Annotated in this window: 16 protein-coding genes and 3 tRNA genes; 15 read left to right on the top strand and 4 right to left on the bottom strand. The window is 65.7% G+C overall.

Translation table 11 applies throughout. From position 1 onward, the window contains the following. Positions 1-3 precede the first annotated feature (3 nt). Positions 4-987: a DMT family transporter gene (locus tag DBZ45_RS16275; RefSeq protein ID WP_111904914.1), complete on the bottom strand. Its 984-nt coding sequence runs from the start codon at positions 985-987 to the stop codon at positions 4-6. A gap of 241 nt (positions 988-1,228) precedes the next feature. Here DBZ45_RS16275 and DBZ45_RS16270 point away from each other — a divergent pair. The 10 genes from DBZ45_RS16270 to DBZ45_RS16225 all read left to right on the top strand — a co-directional run bounded on the left by DBZ45_RS16270 (position 1,229) and on the right by DBZ45_RS16225 (position 7,129). Continuing rightward, positions 1,229-1,301 (top strand) — tRNA-Glu (locus DBZ45_RS16270). A 94-nt stretch (positions 1,302-1,395) separates the two neighbouring features. Further along, positions 1,396-1,469: transfer RNA gene (locus tag DBZ45_RS16265), tRNA-Asp, on the top strand. Between the two features lie 48 nt (positions 1,470-1,517). Further along, positions 1,518-1,593, top strand: a tRNA-Phe gene (locus tag DBZ45_RS16260). A gap of 805 nt (positions 1,594-2,398) precedes the next feature. Next, positions 2,399-3,994: a glycoside hydrolase family 68 protein gene (locus DBZ45_RS16255; protein ID WP_111904913.1), complete on the top strand. Its 1,596-nt coding sequence runs from the start codon at positions 2,399-2,401 to the stop codon at positions 3,992-3,994. 252 nt (positions 3,995-4,246) lie between these two features. Beyond that, positions 4,247-4,705, top strand: coding sequence for a hypothetical protein (locus tag DBZ45_RS16250; protein ID WP_111904912.1), 459 nt, complete (start codon positions 4,247-4,249; stop codon positions 4,703-4,705). A gap of 110 nt (positions 4,706-4,815) precedes the next feature. Next, on the top strand, positions 4,816-5,271 hold the full coding sequence (locus tag DBZ45_RS16245) for an Asp23/Gls24 family envelope stress response protein (protein WP_111904936.1): 456 nt from the start codon (positions 4,816-4,818) through the stop codon (positions 5,269-5,271). Then, positions 5,268-5,459 (top strand): DUF2273 domain-containing protein, encoded by a 192-nt coding sequence (locus DBZ45_RS16240; RefSeq protein ID WP_003799126.1) that lies wholly within the window; start codon positions 5,268-5,270, stop codon positions 5,457-5,459. Before DBZ45_RS16245 ends, DBZ45_RS16240 begins: the two co-directional genes overlap by 4 nt. 13 nt (positions 5,460-5,472) lie before the next feature. Continuing rightward, positions 5,473-5,874 (top strand): hypothetical protein, encoded by a 402-nt coding sequence (locus DBZ45_RS16235; RefSeq protein ID WP_111904911.1) that lies wholly within the window; start codon positions 5,473-5,475, stop codon positions 5,872-5,874. Then, positions 5,871-6,521 carry a DUF6286 domain-containing protein gene (locus tag DBZ45_RS16230; protein WP_111904910.1) on the top strand — a complete coding sequence of 217 codons (651 nt, stop codon included), beginning with the start codon at positions 5,871-5,873 and terminating at the stop codon, positions 6,519-6,521. Before DBZ45_RS16235 ends, DBZ45_RS16230 begins: the two co-directional genes overlap by 4 nt. Further along, positions 6,518-7,129 (top strand): hypothetical protein, encoded by a 612-nt coding sequence (locus DBZ45_RS16225; RefSeq protein ID WP_111904909.1) that lies wholly within the window; start codon positions 6,518-6,520, stop codon positions 7,127-7,129. The genes DBZ45_RS16230 and DBZ45_RS16225 overlap by 4 nt, the downstream gene beginning before the upstream one ends. 59 nt (positions 7,130-7,188) lie before the next feature. Here DBZ45_RS16225 and DBZ45_RS16220 read toward each other — a convergent pair whose 3' ends face one another. After that, complete coding sequence (locus tag DBZ45_RS16220; RefSeq protein WP_111904908.1) at positions 7,189-9,021, bottom strand: glycoside hydrolase family 13 protein; 1,833 nt, start codon at positions 9,019-9,021, stop codon at positions 7,189-7,191. Between the two features lie 126 nt (positions 9,022-9,147). Between DBZ45_RS16220 and DBZ45_RS16215 the strand changes: the two genes are divergently transcribed. From DBZ45_RS16215 to DBZ45_RS16195, 5 genes are all read left to right on the top strand, one after another. Next, positions 9,148-10,443, top strand: a complete 1,296-nt coding sequence (locus DBZ45_RS16215; protein ID WP_111904907.1) for an ABC transporter substrate-binding protein — start codon at positions 9,148-9,150, stop codon at positions 10,441-10,443. A 7-nt stretch (positions 10,444-10,450) separates the two neighbouring features. Next, complete coding sequence (locus tag DBZ45_RS16210; protein ID WP_111904906.1) at positions 10,451-11,488, top strand: carbohydrate ABC transporter permease; 1,038 nt, start codon at positions 10,451-10,453, stop codon at positions 11,486-11,488. Beyond that, positions 11,485-12,384 (top strand): carbohydrate ABC transporter permease, encoded by a 900-nt coding sequence (locus DBZ45_RS16205; protein ID WP_111904905.1) that lies wholly within the window; start codon positions 11,485-11,487, stop codon positions 12,382-12,384. Before DBZ45_RS16210 ends, DBZ45_RS16205 begins: the two co-directional genes overlap by 4 nt. Further along, entirely contained in the window at positions 12,381-12,644 is a 264-nt protein-coding gene (locus tag DBZ45_RS16200; RefSeq protein ID WP_111904904.1) for a hypothetical protein, read from the top strand. The genes DBZ45_RS16205 and DBZ45_RS16200 overlap by 4 nt, the downstream gene beginning before the upstream one ends. A gap of 78 nt (positions 12,645-12,722) precedes the next feature. Beyond that, positions 12,723-13,778: a LacI family DNA-binding transcriptional regulator gene (locus DBZ45_RS16195; protein WP_111904935.1), complete on the top strand. Its 1,056-nt coding sequence runs from the start codon at positions 12,723-12,725 to the stop codon at positions 13,776-13,778. Between the two features lie 51 nt (positions 13,779-13,829). On the opposite strand, the gene DBZ45_RS16190 is transcribed toward DBZ45_RS16195, so the two are convergent. Both DBZ45_RS16190 and DBZ45_RS16185 read right to left on the bottom strand, forming a co-directional pair. After that, positions 13,830-14,744: a hypothetical protein gene (locus DBZ45_RS16190; RefSeq protein ID WP_111904903.1), complete on the bottom strand. Its 915-nt coding sequence runs from the start codon at positions 14,742-14,744 to the stop codon at positions 13,830-13,832. A 33-nt stretch (positions 14,745-14,777) separates the two neighbouring features. Next, positions 14,778-15,584, bottom strand: a complete 807-nt coding sequence (locus DBZ45_RS16185) for an exodeoxyribonuclease III (protein WP_111904902.1) — start codon at positions 15,582-15,584, stop codon at positions 14,778-14,780. Positions 15,585-15,712 lie beyond the last annotated feature (128 nt).

The following is a 15,712-nucleotide window of genomic DNA, read 5'->3' as shown; positions in this document are numbered from 1 at the left end:
ACTTTAGCGGGATCTCCGCCGGGTCAGCCCAACGCCGAGGAGGCAGATGGCGCCGCCGACGAGTCCCCAGACCGTCGGGATTTCGCTGAGCACCAGCCACGAGATCAGCACCGTCGTGCCCGGCACCAGGTAGGTGGTGGCAGCCAGCTTGCCAGCATCGATCAGCGAGAGGGCGTAGGCCCACGTGGTGAAGGCGATGGCGGTGGGGAAGATGCCCAGGTAGACCAGGCCGAAAGTGGCCGGCAGCGGCGCCGCGTGCAGTTCCTGTCCCAGCTGGCCGGCGAAAGGCAGGCAGCAGACAAGGCCCACCATGATCCCGAACCACGTGGCCTGACCGGCGGGGAACTTCCGCAGCACGGGTTTCTGGATGATGACGCTGACCGCTGCGAGTGCAGCAGCGAGGAGGCAAAGCAGCACGCCTGCCACGTCCGCCGTCGAACGCGTCCCCGACCCCAATGCGATGACCGCGACTCCGCCAAACGCCACCAGGCTGCCGATGATCAGCCAGCGCGGAAAGCCCTCCTTGAGGATGATGCCAGCCATGACGGCCACCAGGATGGGGTTCACATTGATCAGCAGGGCGCTGGTTCCGGCGTCGAGCGAATGCTCCGCAGCGTTGAGTGCCACGTTGTACCCGCCGAACCACATGACGCCGTAGGCGAGGATCGGCCACCACTCGCGGCCCCGCGGCAGCGCCCGCAGCTTGGGGAGCACCACGGCGCCGAGCACAACGGCGGCAATCGCCAGCCGTCCCAGCGTCAGGGCTCCGGGGGAGAAGCTTGGGCCGACGGCGCGGATGCCCACGAAAGCGGAGGCCCAGAGCACCACGGTCACCACGACGGCGGCGACCCCCAGCGCGTTCATGGAGGGTGCGGGCTTCCGGGGAGCGGGTCCTTTGGGAGCGGGTCCTTCCGGCACCGATCCTTCAGAGGAGGGGCCGTCGGGGGAGTGGGGCTGGAGGGGGCTGGTGCCGGCGGTGGATGCCATGGTGCCAATCTAGCTCCGTTCCCCGCGCGGTGGCTGGCGGAAATCGGCCATGTCTAGCCAAGAAGCTGCCATTGTGGCGGGCCTCGGTTTGCTTGCCGTTTGGGTGCGCTCCGGGCCGATTTTGGATATTCCGGGGAGAGGCTCTATAGTTTTACAGGTCCAGTTCGGAGGAACGCGAAAGGACAAGAACGAAAGGCTTCGGCCCTTTATTTTTGCCCTTGTTCAACCAAGTTGAGTCCAGGCCCCCATCGTCTAGCGGCCTAGGACACCGCCCTTTCACGGCGGCGGCACGGGTTCGAATCCCGTTGGGGGTACGCAAGGAAGTGGTCAAAGCAGGCAAGAAAGTCTGGTAGGCTGGAGTCCTTGAAAAAACGCGGTAGCAATACTGCGGAAAGCAAGAAATAGCAAGGCCCTGTAGCGCAGTTGGTTAGCGCGCCGCCCTGTCACGGCGGAGGTCGCGGGTTCAAGTCCCGTCAGGGTCGCTTTGTTTGCGGGAAGAAATTTCGGCATTCATGGTGACACGTCACCTAGGCTCTGTAGCTCAGTTGGTAGAGCGTTCGACTGAAAATCGAAAGGTCACCGGATCGACGCCGGTCGGAGCCACCAGCTAGAACCCCGCTGTTCCATCAGGAACAGCGGGGTTTTTTCGTTCCCGGGTCTACTGCTTCTTCGGGGTTCTCTCTTCCTGCGGCTTTTCTGGCAACGCGTCCTCAGGTCCTGCGGCTTTTCTGGCAACGCGTCCTCAGGTCCTGCGGCTTTTCCGGCAACGCGTCCTCAGGTCCTGCGGCTTTTCCGGCAACCCTCCCTCACCTACCCCCCCCCGGAGGTGCGGGAGGCGTGCCCTCCGGGTGCGCCACTGAACCCACCGACTGTCACTCGCTCGGTGCCTGGGGGAGCCGCAGGGAAGCCGGCCTCAGCCCGTCCCCGCGAAGATCCAGACCTTCCCCGCTGAGTGAGCCGTCGTGGGGCACTTTGGGGCGTCGGCGTCGTACATCCCGACCAGCCGGCGCGTTGCGCGTCGAAGTGCCCCGTTTTGGCCGGCCGGACCCGGGGCCGGCGGTGTGAGCAACGCCATTGATGACGCAATTGTGAAGACATATTTGATTCTGGTGCTTGATTGCGGCACGCGCGCGCAGACCAGATGTAAGCGCTTGCGCGTCCGTAGGTCGGGCTGAGGACGACAACCCAAAACCGTGTTGAACTCGACTGACAACGTTGTCTAGCGTTGAGTGTGGGCCGCGAAATGTATGACGTTTCCGATCGCCCACCGCGGGGTCCCACCCAAACCCCGCTTCTCTCTCGACACAACGGCGTCCTCGATGCCGCATGCCGTGTCACCGAGGTCTCCGGAGTGCCGGGACAAGGGCAGCTGCCCGTCTTCCACGAACATATCTCCGCGAGAAGAGCAAACATGCACAAGCACCCCAATACCCCCCGGATGCTGCGGTGGCGCTCCGCCGCCGCAGCTCTGGCGGCAACTGTCGCCGCCACGGCGTTCCTCGCCGTGCCCTCGGCGCAGGCAAACGAGCCGTCGGATCCGCCGGCGAGCACCCAGATGCCGGCGCCGGCACCGGGCTTCCCCCTGCCGACGCCGCACACCCAGACGGCACACGATCCGGCGTCGGACTTCACCTCAAAGTGGACCCGTGCGGATGCCAAGCAGATCATGGCGCAGAGCGATTCCCAGGTTAAGCCGGGCCAGAACTCCATGAGCCCCGACGTCACCATGCCGGAAATCCCCGAGGACTTCCCTGCCATGAACGACGACGTATGGGTCTGGGACACCTGGTCGCTGACCGACGAGAACGCGAACCAGATCAGCTACAAGGGTTACGACGTAATCTTCTCGCTGGTTGCTGACCGGCACGCAGGCTACGGTTTCGACCAGCGCCACTGGAACGCCCGCATCGGCTACTTCTTCCGCAAGACCAACGCCGACCCGGCCAAGGACAAGTGGAACTACGGCGGGCACCTGTTCCTGGACAACACTTCCATCGGCAACACCGAATGGTCCGGCTCCACCCGCCTTATGAAGGGCAACCAGGTGAACGTGTTCTACACGGCCACCACGTTCTACGACGTCAAGGAGCGCAACGCCGGCGGCGGCGGCATTGCCCCGGACGCAGTCATCGCCAAGGCGCTCGGCAAAATCCACGCCGACAAGAACGGCGTGACCTTCGACGGCTTCCAGCACACCAAGCTGCTCGAACCGGACGGAAAGCTGTACCAGAACAAGGCGCAGAACCCGGGCTTCGCGTTCCGCGACCCGTACACCTTCGCGGACCCGGCACACCCCGGCAAGACCTTCATGGTGTTCGAAGGCAACACCGGCGGCAAGCGCGGCGACTACCGCTGCAAGAACGAGGACCTGGGCTACGCCAAGGGTGACCCCAACGCCGAAAACCTCGCCGAGGTCAACAGCAAGGGTGCCTACTACCAGACCGCCAACGTTGGCCTCGCCGTGGCAGACAACAAGGACCTGACCAAGTGGCACTTCCTGCCGCCGATCCTCTCCGCCAACTGCGTCAACGACCAGACCGAGCGTCCGCAGATCTTCATCCAGAATGAAGGCGGCAAGAACAAGTACTACCTGTTCACCATCAGCCACCAGTTCACCTACGCTGCAGGCATGCGCGGACCCGACGGCGTCTACGGCTTCGTGGGCAACGGCGTCCGCTCCGACTACCAGCCGATGAACAACAGTGGCCTGGCCCTGGGCTCCCCCACGGACTTGAACCTGCCGTCCGAGTCCCCGGAAGCGCCGACGCCGAACCAGAACGGCCGCCAGTTCCAGGCCTACTCGCACTACGTGCAGCCGGGCGGCCTGGTCCAGTCCTTCATCGACAACGTGAACGGCGTCCGCGGCGGCTCCCTGTCGCCCACCGTGAAGATTAACTTCCGCGACGGCGTGTCCAAGGTTGACCGCAGCTTCGGCAAGAACGGCCTCGGCCCGTTCGGTTACCTGCCCACCAACGTCCACGTTGGCGGCAACGGCCACTACAAGTAAGCCGTCACTGTCGCAATAACCGGGAGGCGCCCGGACCTGGTGAGTATCTCCGGGTCCGGGCGCCTTTTGTTGCACGTCAGTCCCTGTATATACAGCGCCGTTTTGATGCACGACTGCAAAGTGCACCCGCACTGTCAACTTGGAAAGACACGCGCCGGCCGGGCTAGACTCGCACGCCGGGGGACGGGCAGGCGGTCTGTGGCTGCCCAGCCAGGCCGCCGAAGGCGGCAAAACCACTCCAGGAATGAAACCGTGAAACAACTTGCCCGCCCGCTGTACGCCGTCGCTTTTCTCGCCCTAGCGGCACTTACCGCCTGCTCCGCACCTGCCTCCGGCAGTGCGCCGTCGGCGTCTGAAACATCCACGACGGCGGACAGCAGCGCCGCGCCCGCCGCCTCCGCGAGTGCGGCGTCAGGTCCCTTTGGCGGCTATGCCTCGGCGGCTGAGGCCTGCGCCGCCATCTCCACGCAAGCCACGGGGGCATCCCTGCTGCCCCTCTCCGCCGCCCAGGGCAAGTCAGCGGAACTGGAGCAGAAGAAGGCCGAGCTTGCGGAGACGGCACAGCGGGTGCCTGAGGCGCTGAAGGCGGACTTCGCGCGGTTCAACGAGGTGGCACTGGCGGGCCTCTCCGACCAGAGCGTGTATTCCAACGGCGAATTCGAAGCCGCCATGGCCCCCGTGACCGGGTGGCTGTCTGCGAACTGCCACTAACGCTCCCTGGGGACAGCGGGCGCAGGGGCCCGCGGGGAATGCGGTGCGCGCGGCCCCTGACGTTGTCCGGCCTAGGGGATAGGGTTGTGTTCAACAGAAGGGGAGTGCTGATGGAATACCAGAATCCACAAACCGCCGCCGTTCGCGCGGACCCTGCCCTGACGCCGGCTGGAGCCGGCGGGCGGACCGTGATCTCCGAGACCGCCGTGGCCAAAGTCGCCGGGATTGCGGCACGGGCCGTGCCGGGCGTGTACTCCCTGGGGACCGGGTCCTCCCGGGCACTCGGTGCCATCAGGGACGCGGTGGGCAGCTCCGATCATGCAGCAGGCGTGCACGCCGAGGTCGGCGAAACCCAGGTGGCAGTGGACATCACCCTGGTGGCGATCTATGGCGCTCCGCTGCATGCACTGGCCAACCAGGTCCGGGCAAGCGTATATGCGGCCGTCGAGAAACTGGTGGGCCTGCAGGTCATCGAGGTGAACGTCGAGATCAACGACGTTTACATAGCACCGCCGGTGAAACCGACGGGCGCTGCCGCCGTCGCTGAGAGGGAGGCGGTCCTGTGAGCCCCACCGTCGTTGGAATCGCAGTCGGCGCCTTCGTGGCATTCATGTCACTACAGTTCGGCCTCTGGGGCTTCCTGATTTCCCTGCTGTTCATGGGAATCGGCGCGCTCCTGGGCCGCGCCGCAGAAGGGAAACTGGACCTCCGCAGCGTCATCGATGCCATCAGCGGCCGGCGCTCATCCTCATGAACGGTGCATCCTCATGAACCGGGCAGCCGATACGCGCCAGGCAGCCGAAGCAGCCACGCCTAGCGGGCAGTACAGCGGACACAACAGGATCAGCACCCAGGCGCTCACCAGCCTGGCCAAGGCTGCCGCTGCCGATGCCCTGGGCATTCACGCCCATGACGTGCGCGCGGACTGGTCGGACGACGGCGGCTTGCTGGCTTTGTCGCTCGTCGCCCCCATCCGGATCCCCAGCCTGACTGCCGTCCTCCGCGACCCGGGACGTGTCCCGGCGCTGGGCGGCTCCATCTGGGACAGGACCGTGCACGCCAAGACCGACATCTTGACCAAGGTCACCGAACTCAGCGGTGCGAGTCTGAGCAGGGTGGACATCCGCATTAGCGGTGCCCACGTCACCGAAGAGGGCAGGGTGCGGTGAGTTCCGTCGTCGAACAGCAGCATGAGGCCGGCGGGGACCCGGCGCAGGGGAGCCCCACTGCGGCGCACGCCGCCGCCATCGACATGCGCCGCGTCCTGCACCGCGAGACCCACGCCTCACGTGCCGTGCCAGCAGTCATCGCCGGTTCCCTGGTCATTGTGCTCTGCCTTTACGCTCTCCTGGAATCCGCGGTGCGCGCCATCGGCCAGCCGCCATGGCTCATAGACCCGCAGACGGCGGCCGAACGGATCGTGGCACTCCCGTCCGGTCTGCCGCCGCTGCTGCTGGGTGCTGCCGGAGCCGTGATCGCTGCCGCGGGTCTCTTCTTTTTCCTGAGCGCGGTCCTGCCCGGGCGCCGCGCCCGGCATCTGCTGGCTGACCGGCGGATTGCCGTGGTGGTTGATGATGAAGTCATCGCGGCCGCCCTTGCCCGAAGCGCACGCTTGGCGGCCAATGTCACTCAGGAACAGGTCATGGTGGTGGTTTCCCAGCGCCAGGTGGTGGTCAACGTCCGTCCCACGTCCGGCGTGCCGGTCAGCGAGAATGCCCTCCTGCGAGCGGTGGAGGACGAGCTGGAGGCGATGGGACCGTCTCCCATGCCGCAGGTGACCATCAATCTGTCGACCTCCGGGGTGGTGGGCGCATGAACGGCACACCGAGGCTTCTCAACCGGATCCTTCTCGGCATTCTTGGCTTCAAGCTGCTGGCGATCGGCGTGCTGCTCGTACTCTTGGCGGCCGTCCCCGCCGTCGGGCCGTGGTGGCACTCCTGGTCCAGAGGCGTGTCGGACAACGTCACCGCGGCCTTCGAAGGCACGCAGTTTCCCGGCCGGCAGGGGAGCTGGCTGTGGGTGGTCCTGGCCCTCGCAGTGGTGCTGCTGATCGGCCTCATGGTTGCGTGGATCGCGCAGCAGGGCAAGGGCCGCGCCGACCTCCTGCTGGCGGCAGAGGATCCCGGCAGTGTCCCCGGCGACATCAGGATCGGCGGGGGAGTGGCCGAGCAGGCACTGAGGAACGCCCTTGCCGACCGCCCCGATCTTGCCGGTGCCACGGTCTCGATCTACGACGTCAAGGGCCAGCCGGCACTGAAGCTCCGGCTGCACCCACGGCCGGGTGTGGCTCCGCAGGCCGTCGCCGCCGATGCGGCGGACCTGGTTGACGCGCTGAGCGCAGTGGTGGGCCAGCGGACGCCGGTTCTGGTGCACATCGCCGCAGGCGCGCGGACCCGCTTCAGCCGCGCCGAGCGGGTCCGCTAGCTCCGTCATCAGGAACTCCGACTAGCCGGAAACCGGTTAGTCGGAGACCGTCGGGCAGCCTATCCGGCCACCAGGTAGGCCGCACTGTTGGGCGCAACCACGGCTTCATCAGCGCCTGATTCTGCACCGCTGGACAGCGCCACCCGGTAACCGTCGGGGACCGGCGTGGGATCCGCCCCGGTGTTGGCCACCACCAGGACATCACGGTTGTGGAACGCCAAGACGCCCAGTTCGGGGTTGTGGTTGTCTGCCCAGCAGAACGTGCCGGATCCCAGGCCGTGGTTCCGGCGTGCGGTGAGCGCGGCGCGGTACAGCTCCAGTGTGGAGCCTTTGACGCCATCCTGCCGGTCAGCGGCCAGGTCTTCGAAGGATTCGGGCTGGGGCAGCCAGGGCGCGGCCGGGTCCTGCGCGGTGGACGCCTCCCCGAAGCCATACCCGGGCGCTGCGGATTTCCATGGCAGCGGCACCCGGCAGCCGTCGCGCCCGCGCTCAATGCCGTTGGTCCGGAAGAACGTGGGGTCCTGCCGGGCCTCGGCGGGCAGCGTGGTGTGCTCCGGGAGGCCAAGCTCCTCGCCCTGATAGATGTACGCGGAGCCGGGGAGGGCCAGAGACACCAGCGAAGCGGCCCGGGCACGGGCCAATCCCAGGGCTGCATCGGGCTGCTCGTCCTCGGCGGCAATCCCCTTCGGGAAGGTGGTGGGATCCTGCAAACCGAAACGGCTCGGATGGCGCACCGTGTCATGGTTGCTCAGGACCCAGGTGGACGGTGCGCCCACGGACGCGGCAGCCTCAAGGGAATCCTCGATGGCCACGGCCATCCGCCGGGCGTCCCAGCCAGCCAGCAGGAAATCGAAGTTGAAGGCCTGCTGCATCTCGTCCGGCCGGATATACCGCGCCAGCCGTTCCGCCGGTTCAACCCACGCTTCGGCCACCAGCATGCGGTCGCCGTCGTACGCGGCCAGGACCCGGTTCCAGTCCCGGTAAATGTCATGGACGCCGTCCTGGTCAAAGAACGGCGACGGCGGATACAGCGGCGACACTGGTTCGTGTTCCGCGCCCTCGGTGGCCTCCCCGACGGCAGTGTGCGCCGTATGCGGCTCAACCGACTCTCCGTGGGCGCCCGGGGGATCCGTCAGATGGGCGGCTTCAGCGGAGCCTTCCACCATGGCGGCCACGCCTTCCCAGTCCGGAAGGCCGGCCTCCTTCACCATCCCGTGCGCCACATCCACCCGGAAGCCGTCCACGCCCCGGTCCAGCCAGAAGCGGAGCACGGAACGCATCTCCTCCCAGACCTCGGGGTTTTCCCAGTTGAGGTCCGGCTGCTTCGTGTCGAAAAGGTGCAGGTACCAGTCCCCGGGGGAGCCGTCGGCGTTTGTGGTCCGCGTCCAGGCCGGTCCACCGAAGATGGATTTCCAGTTGTTGGGTGCAAGGTTTCCGTCGCCGGAGCCTGTAATCTCGTCCTTCCCCGGCCGGAACATGTAACGCTCCCTGGCGGCCGAGCCGGGTTCCGCCGCGAGGGCCTCCTGGAACCACACGTGTTCATCGGAGGTGTGGTTGGGGACCAGATCGACGATCACCTTCAGCCCGCGGGCGTGGGCGTCCTCCAGCATGGCGTCGAAGTCAGCCAGCGTACCGAACATAGGGTCCACCTGCCGGTAATCGGCGACGTCGTAGCCGCCATCGGCCTGCGGAGAGCGGTAGAACGGCGAAAGCCAGACCGCGTCGACCCCGAGCTGCTGCAGGTAGGGCAGGCGTGTCGTGACACCGGGCAGGTCACCCATGCCGTCACCGTTCCCATCGGAAAAGGAACGCGGATAGATCTGGTAAACAGCTGCGTGGGCCCACCACGCAGTCGTCTCGGATGCTGGCGTGCTGATCGGGCGGTGACTCATGGTTGCCTCTCCGGTAACAATTAGGTGTAAACGCTTGCATATCTTTGGGCAACGTTACTAGTGTGACAGTCACCACATCAACCGCACGAATGATTTCCATGTCACTCAGCGAGGAGTCTCCAGCCAATGAAAACCCCTAAGTTCTTACTCCCGGTCGCCACTGCCGGCGTGCTCGCCCTGACCCTGTCTGCCTGCGGCGGCGGCGGGGGCGGCACCACGGGCGGCGGCGGTGCCGGGGGCGGTGACGCCGCCAACGGCCTCGACGGAAGAGGCCCCATCACCTACGTTCAGGGCAAGGACAACAGCAACGTGGTCCGCCCGCTGATCGAGAAGTGGAACGCCGCCCACCCGAACGAGAAGGTGACGTTCAAGGAGCAGACGGACCAGGCGGACCAGCAGCACGACGACATCGTGCAGCACTTCCAGGCCAAGGACCCCAGCTACGACGTCGTGGACGTTGACGTCGTGTGGACCGCAGAATTCGCCGCCAAGGGATGGCTCCAACCGCTGAAGGACAAGATGGCCTTCGATACCAGCGCCATGCTGAAGCCGACCGTCGACGCCGCCTCGTACAAGGGAACGCTGTACGCGGCCCCGCAGACCTCCGACGGCGCCCTGCTGTACTACCGCAAGGACCTGGTTCCCACTCCACCGAAGACGTGGGACGAGATGATGGGCATGTGCTCCATCGCCAAGCAGAACAACATGGGCTGCTACGGCGGGCAGTTCAGCAAGTATGAAGGCCTGACTGTCAACGCTTCGGAGGCCATCAACTCCGCCGGCGGCGCTGTTTTGGATAAGGACGGCAAGCCCAGCCTGAACACCGCCGAGGCCAAGGCGGGCCTGGAGAACCTGGCCAAGGCCTACGCCGACGGCAACATCCCGAAGGAGGGCATCACCTTCCAGGAGGAGCAGAGCCGCCAGGCGTTCCAGAGCGGGAAGCTCCTCTTCCTGCGCAACTGGCCCTATGTCTACAACCTGGCCACCACTGAAGGTTCCTCGGCAGTGAAGGACAAGCTGGGCATCGCCCCGATCCCGGGCAAGGACGGCCCCGGTGCCTCCACGCTGGGTGGCCACAGCATGGCTGTGAGCGTCTACTCCAAGAACAAGGCAACGGCCCTGGACTTCCTGAAGTTCATGACGTCCGAAGAGACGGAGAAGTTCTACGCCACCCAGGGGTCACTGGCTCCGGTGCTGGGCAGCCTTTACACTGACGCCGCCCTGGTGAAGAAGCTCCCCTACCTGCCCGTACTGAAGACCTCCATCGAGAACGCCGTGCCGCGTCCGGTCAGCCCGTTCTACCCGGCGGTCACCAAGGCAATCCAGGAAAACGCGTATTCAGCCATCAAGGGCGAGAAGCCCGTGGACACCGCGCTTTCTGACATGCAGAAGTCCATCGAATCCGCCGGTTCAGGATCGTAGTTCTGCCATGGCAACCGAAGTAGGCCCGACGCCGGTCAAGGCACCGGCGTCGGGCGGCGCCCCGATCCACCATGGCCCCAAGGGCGTGGGTGAGGATAACAAGATTCTGAGCCAGGGAAAGTGGGCCTCGTGGCTCCTTGCCCCGACCATCATCGCCCTTGCCGTGGTGATCGTTTACCCGATCATCAGCGCAATCGTGATGTCCTTCCAGAAGGATGCCGGCCTGGATCCGGCCACCGGCCTCTTTACCGCAGGCGGTCCGGCAGGCGTCCAAAACTACGTCAACTGGCTCGCCCAGCAGTGTTCTGCGCCGGCAGGCGGAACGGTGGCGTGCCCGCCGGGTACGCTGGGCGCGCAGTTCTGGTCGGCCACGGCGACAACGTTCTTCTTCACCGTGGTTACCGTAACCCTCGAGACCGTCCTGGGCTTCTGGATGGCAATGATCATGGCCCGCACCTTCAAGGGCCGGAGCATGGTCCGAGCAGCTGTACTGGTGCCGTGGGCCATCCCCACCGCCGTCACCGCGAAGCTCTGGTTCTTCATCTTCGCCTTCGAAGGCATCGCCAACAAGCTGTTCAACACCTCGATCCTGTGGACAGGCAGCGAATGGCCGGCGAAGTGGGCAGTGGTCATCGCGGACGTCTGGAAGACGACCCCCTTCATGGCCCTGCTGATCCTCGCCGGACTCCAGATGATCCCGGCAGAGGTTTATGAAGCCGCCAAGGTCGACGGTGCCACCGCCTGGCAGCGCTTCCGGCTGATCACGCTGCCCCTGGTGAAGCCAGCCCTGATGGTGGCCATCCTGTTCCGTACCCTGGACGCGCTGCGCATGTTCGACCTCCCGTACATCCTGACGGGCGGCGCAAACAACACCACGACCCTGTCCATCCTGGTGATCAACCAGATCAGACAAGGGTTCAATGCCGCCGCGGCGTTGTCGACCATCACCTTCATCATCATCTTTCTTGTCGCGTTCATCTTTGTCCGGTTCCTGGGGGCAAATGTTGTTGAACAGAGCGGCGCCACCGGTAAGGGGAAGAAATGACCGCCGCGACATCCTCCGCCACAAGCCTGCGCGCGGAGCAGGACCGAGGCCGCCGCAACGCACAGAACAAGGAAAAGTGGGCGCAGGGCAGGACCTACATCAGCGCCGCCGTCATCCTGATCTGGTGCCTGGCGCCCGCGTATTGGATGGTGGTGACGGCGTTCCGCGAGGTGGGCTTCACCTACGACACCTCGATCCTGCCCAGCCATGTCACGCTGGACAACTTCAACACCGCGTTCGACACCTCGTTCGGCAACCGGTTCGGCCAGGCGCTGCTCAACAGCGTCTTCATCGGCGGCGTCGTCACGCTGGTGTCGCTGGTTATCGGTGTCTTCGCGGCGTATGCACTAGCGCGGCTGAACTTCCGGTTCAAGTACATGGTGCTCGGCTTCATCCTGGGCGCATCCATGTTCCCGGGCGTTGCCCTGATCACCCCGCTGTTCCAGCTGTTCACCAACATCGGCTGGATGGGCACGTACCAGGCGCTGATCATCCCGAACATTTCCTTCGTCTTGCCGCTGACCGTCTACACCATGACTTCCTTCTTCCGGGAGATGCCATGGGAGCTGGAGGAGTCTGCACGGGTGGACGGATGCACGCAGGGACAGGCCTTCCGCAAGGTCATCATGCCCCTCGCTGCACCGGCCATCTTCACCACGGCGATCCTGGCCTTCATCTCCTCCTGGAATGAATTCCTGATCGCCAGCCAGCTGTCCAGCGATGCAACCCAGCCGGTAACGGTGGCTATCGCCAACTTCGCCGGTGCCCAGCCGAACCAGGTCCCGTACACGGCCATTATGGCGGCAGGCACCATCGTCACTATTCCGCTGGTCATCCTGGTGCTGGTGTTCCAGCGCAAGATTGTGGCCGGCCTGACGGCGGGCGCTGTCAAGTGACCCACGGAGCAGCACCACGGGGCAGGAAGCCGGAACCGGTCGCGCCCAAGCGCGTCCGGTCCGGCGAGGACTTCGACATCATCATCGGATTCCTTGGCTTCTGGGCCGTGGTGCTGCTCGTCGTCACCGTCTGGATGGAGGTGACGGCGCAGCCCGCCGTCTTCTGGGCGCTGGGGTTGCTGGCCACACTGCTGGCACTGTATGGCATGGTCAGGCTCCGCAGGCGCCTCCCGGCGCGCACGGCCACGCGCCGCAAGTAAAACCTTCGGGACTAAAATGGATTCTTGCCGCCGGGACACTGCACGGCGGAAATCGGCATGACGCTTGGAGAGGACATCGTGGCGCGCACTACTGAAAGGGCACAGCGCGGTGGCCACTCAGGAGTCAGTATCGAGGATGTGGCCGCGGCGGCGGGAGTTTCCACGGCAACCGTGTCCCGCGCCGTGCGGGGCTTGCCCAGGGTCTCGCCGGCAACCCGGGAGAAAATCCTGGAGGTGGCAGCGGCGCTGGGCTACGTGGCCTCATCCTCCGCGTCCGGCCTCGCCACCGGACGCACCAAGACCATTGGCGTGCTGGCCCCGTTTGTGAGCCGGTGGTTCTTCTCCAAGGCGATCGAGGGCGCGGACCGCGAACTCCATGCGCGGCAGTACAACCTGTCACTCTTCAACCTGGGCGGCCACGGCAGCCACCGCGAGCGGCTCTTCAGCAAGACCATGGTCTACAAGCAGATCGACGCCCTCCTGGTCCTGTGTATGGCGCTGACCCGGGACGAGCTGGAGCACCTGCAAAAGATCGACATCCCGCTGGTGGTGGTGGGCGGCCATGTGGAGGAATGTGCCTACATCGGCATCGACGACTACGCGGCAGCGTCCACCGCCGTCAAGCACCTGATCGGACTCGGCCACCGGGACATCGCGCTGCTGCATGGCGACGATGAAACCGACCTCAACTTCGATGTTCCCCGGGTCCGTATCCTGGCCTTCCAGGACGTCATGACAGCTGCCGGCCTGGAAGTCCGTCCCGAGTGGGACGAGTGGGGCGACTTCACCGTCCGCAGTGGCCAGGAGGCGTTCCGGCGGCTGTGGGCCCAGCCAGGCGAGAAACCCACCGCCATCTTCTGCGCGTCAGATGAAATGGCCATGGGGGTCATCTTCGAAGCGAACCGCGCCGGCGTCCGGGTGCCGGAGGACCTGTCCGTGATCGGCATCGACGACCACGATTTTTCCGACGCCATCGGCCTCACCACTGTGGGGCAACGGCCCGACGAGCAGGCCGAGCTTGGCACCAAGATGCTGCTCGACGAACTCCTGGGGATCCCCGGTTCGGTGCAGTCCTCCGTCGCGCCGCACCGCCTGATCGTCAGACGCACGACGGCGCCGCCCCGGTCTCCCTAGCAGCGCAGCTGACGTGTTGAAAGAGCACAGTGCCGGGCGGGGAAGTGCAGGTTACGAGGCCCGGGCCAGTTGACGGATCGGGATCCAGCGGGAGGCCAGCCGGCGGTACGCAGCGGCCGCGCCCGTCATGTCACCCTCTGCGAGGCACTCGATCCCCAGCCGCACGTCCATGGGAGAGTCGTCCGGGTAGACCTTGTCCGCCACCGCGCCGTAGTCCAGTTCCACCATCGAGTCCGCGTGGAAGAGCTCCAGCCATTCGGTGAGCTGCGTGAGGTCGTCCAGCATGTCAAGGTCAGGCGCGGCGAGGGCCAGGTTCGCCACGGCGTAGCGCACCCGGTCGAGGGCGTCCGATATGGGCGCCCACACACGCACGGTGAGGATCCTGCCGCTGGCCTCCACGACGTCCTGCGGGTCGGACTCGAGGAACAGCGAGAACCAGCTGAAGGGGATACCCCAAGTGGAGGCCCGGGTGTGCACCCGCGTGATGCCGTCGCGCGCGTTGACCATGTCGATGCGTTCCTGGTGCCTGTCCCGCTGCTCCTCGGGGATCAGCAGCTCGGCCAGGGGCCCGTGGATGCCCTCGATCAGAGCGTTTGCCGCCAACCCGGCCCGAAGCACCAGTTGGCTGGGGCAGTAAAGCAGCCCGACGCCGTCGGCCGATTCCTCCCTTGGGCTCTCCTTGCCTGAGCCCTCCTTGCCGGCGTCCTCCACGGGGACACCCGGGGCGCGGGTGACGCGCACCAGGTCGGTCCGGCCGGTGGGAAACGGATCGCCGCCCGGCCGGGTGATCCGCCCCAGGGAAGCCAGCAGCTCCGCGTTTTCGACGGCGGCGCGGGACACCGCCCGCTCACCGGCTGACTTGATGGCGGCCTGCTGATCCTCGGGAAACGCGTCCAGCGGTTCATAGACGCGCAGCGTGGAGGAAAACGGGAGCCCGGCCTGGCCCCGGTAGAGGTTGCCCGTCATGAATGCCTGCCTGTCATCAGCCGTCAGCCTCCATCAGTCGGTCAGTTCCACAATCACCGGTGCGTGGTCGGAGGCGCCCTTGCCCTTGCGTTCCTCCCGGTCGATCGACGCGCCGGAAACGCGGGAGGCGAGGGCCGGCGAGGCGAGTACGAAGTCGATCCGCATGCCCTCCTTCTTGGGGAAACGCAGCTGGGTGTAGTCCCAGTACGTGTAGACGCCCGGGCCCGGGGTGTGGGGACGCACGACGTCGGAGTAGCCCACCGACTCGAAGGCGTGGAACGCGGCCCGCTCCGGTTCGCTGACGTGGGTGTAGCGCTGGGTGACGAAGAGGTCGATGTCCCAGACGTCGTCGTCCGTAGGGGCGATGTTCCAGTCGCCCATCAGCGCGACCTGCTTGGACGGGTCCTCGGAAATCCAACCGGCAGCGTGGTTCTTCAGGGAATCAAGCCACTTGAGCTTGTAGGGCATGTGCTCGTCGTCGAGGGAGCGGCCGTTGGGGACGTAGAGGCTCCACACCCGGACTCCGCCGCAGGTAGCAGCCATGGCACGTGCTTCCTGGACGGGATCCTTGCCCGCCTTGCCGAAATGCGGCTGGTCGGTGAAGCCGCGTTCGACGTCGTCCAGCCCCACCCGTGAGGCGATGGCAACGCCGTTCCACTGGTTGACGCCGAAGTGTGCCACCTCGTAGCCCATGCGCTCGAAGAGCTCCCACGGAAAGTTCTCGTCCTTGCACTTGGTCTCCTGGATGGCCAGGACGTCACAGTCGGAACGCTGCAGCCACGCCTCCACACGGTCGGCACGGGCACGCAGCGAGTTCACATTCCAGGTAGCTATCTTCACAGTCCTAACTTACCGAACTTGGACGCGGATGGGACTCCCGGCAGATGGCGGCGCTCTGTTGACTGAACCGCGTCCACCCCCCGCCCGGACCGCGTCCAAACCGGCTGCCAGCCCCACCCAGCGGACTC

The organism is Arthrobacter globiformis (assembly GCF_003261175.1).
Taxonomy (GTDB): domain Bacteria; phylum Actinomycetota; class Actinomycetes; order Actinomycetales; family Micrococcaceae; genus Arthrobacter; species Arthrobacter globiformis_A.
This window is presented reverse-complemented; position numbering and strand designations above follow the sequence as displayed.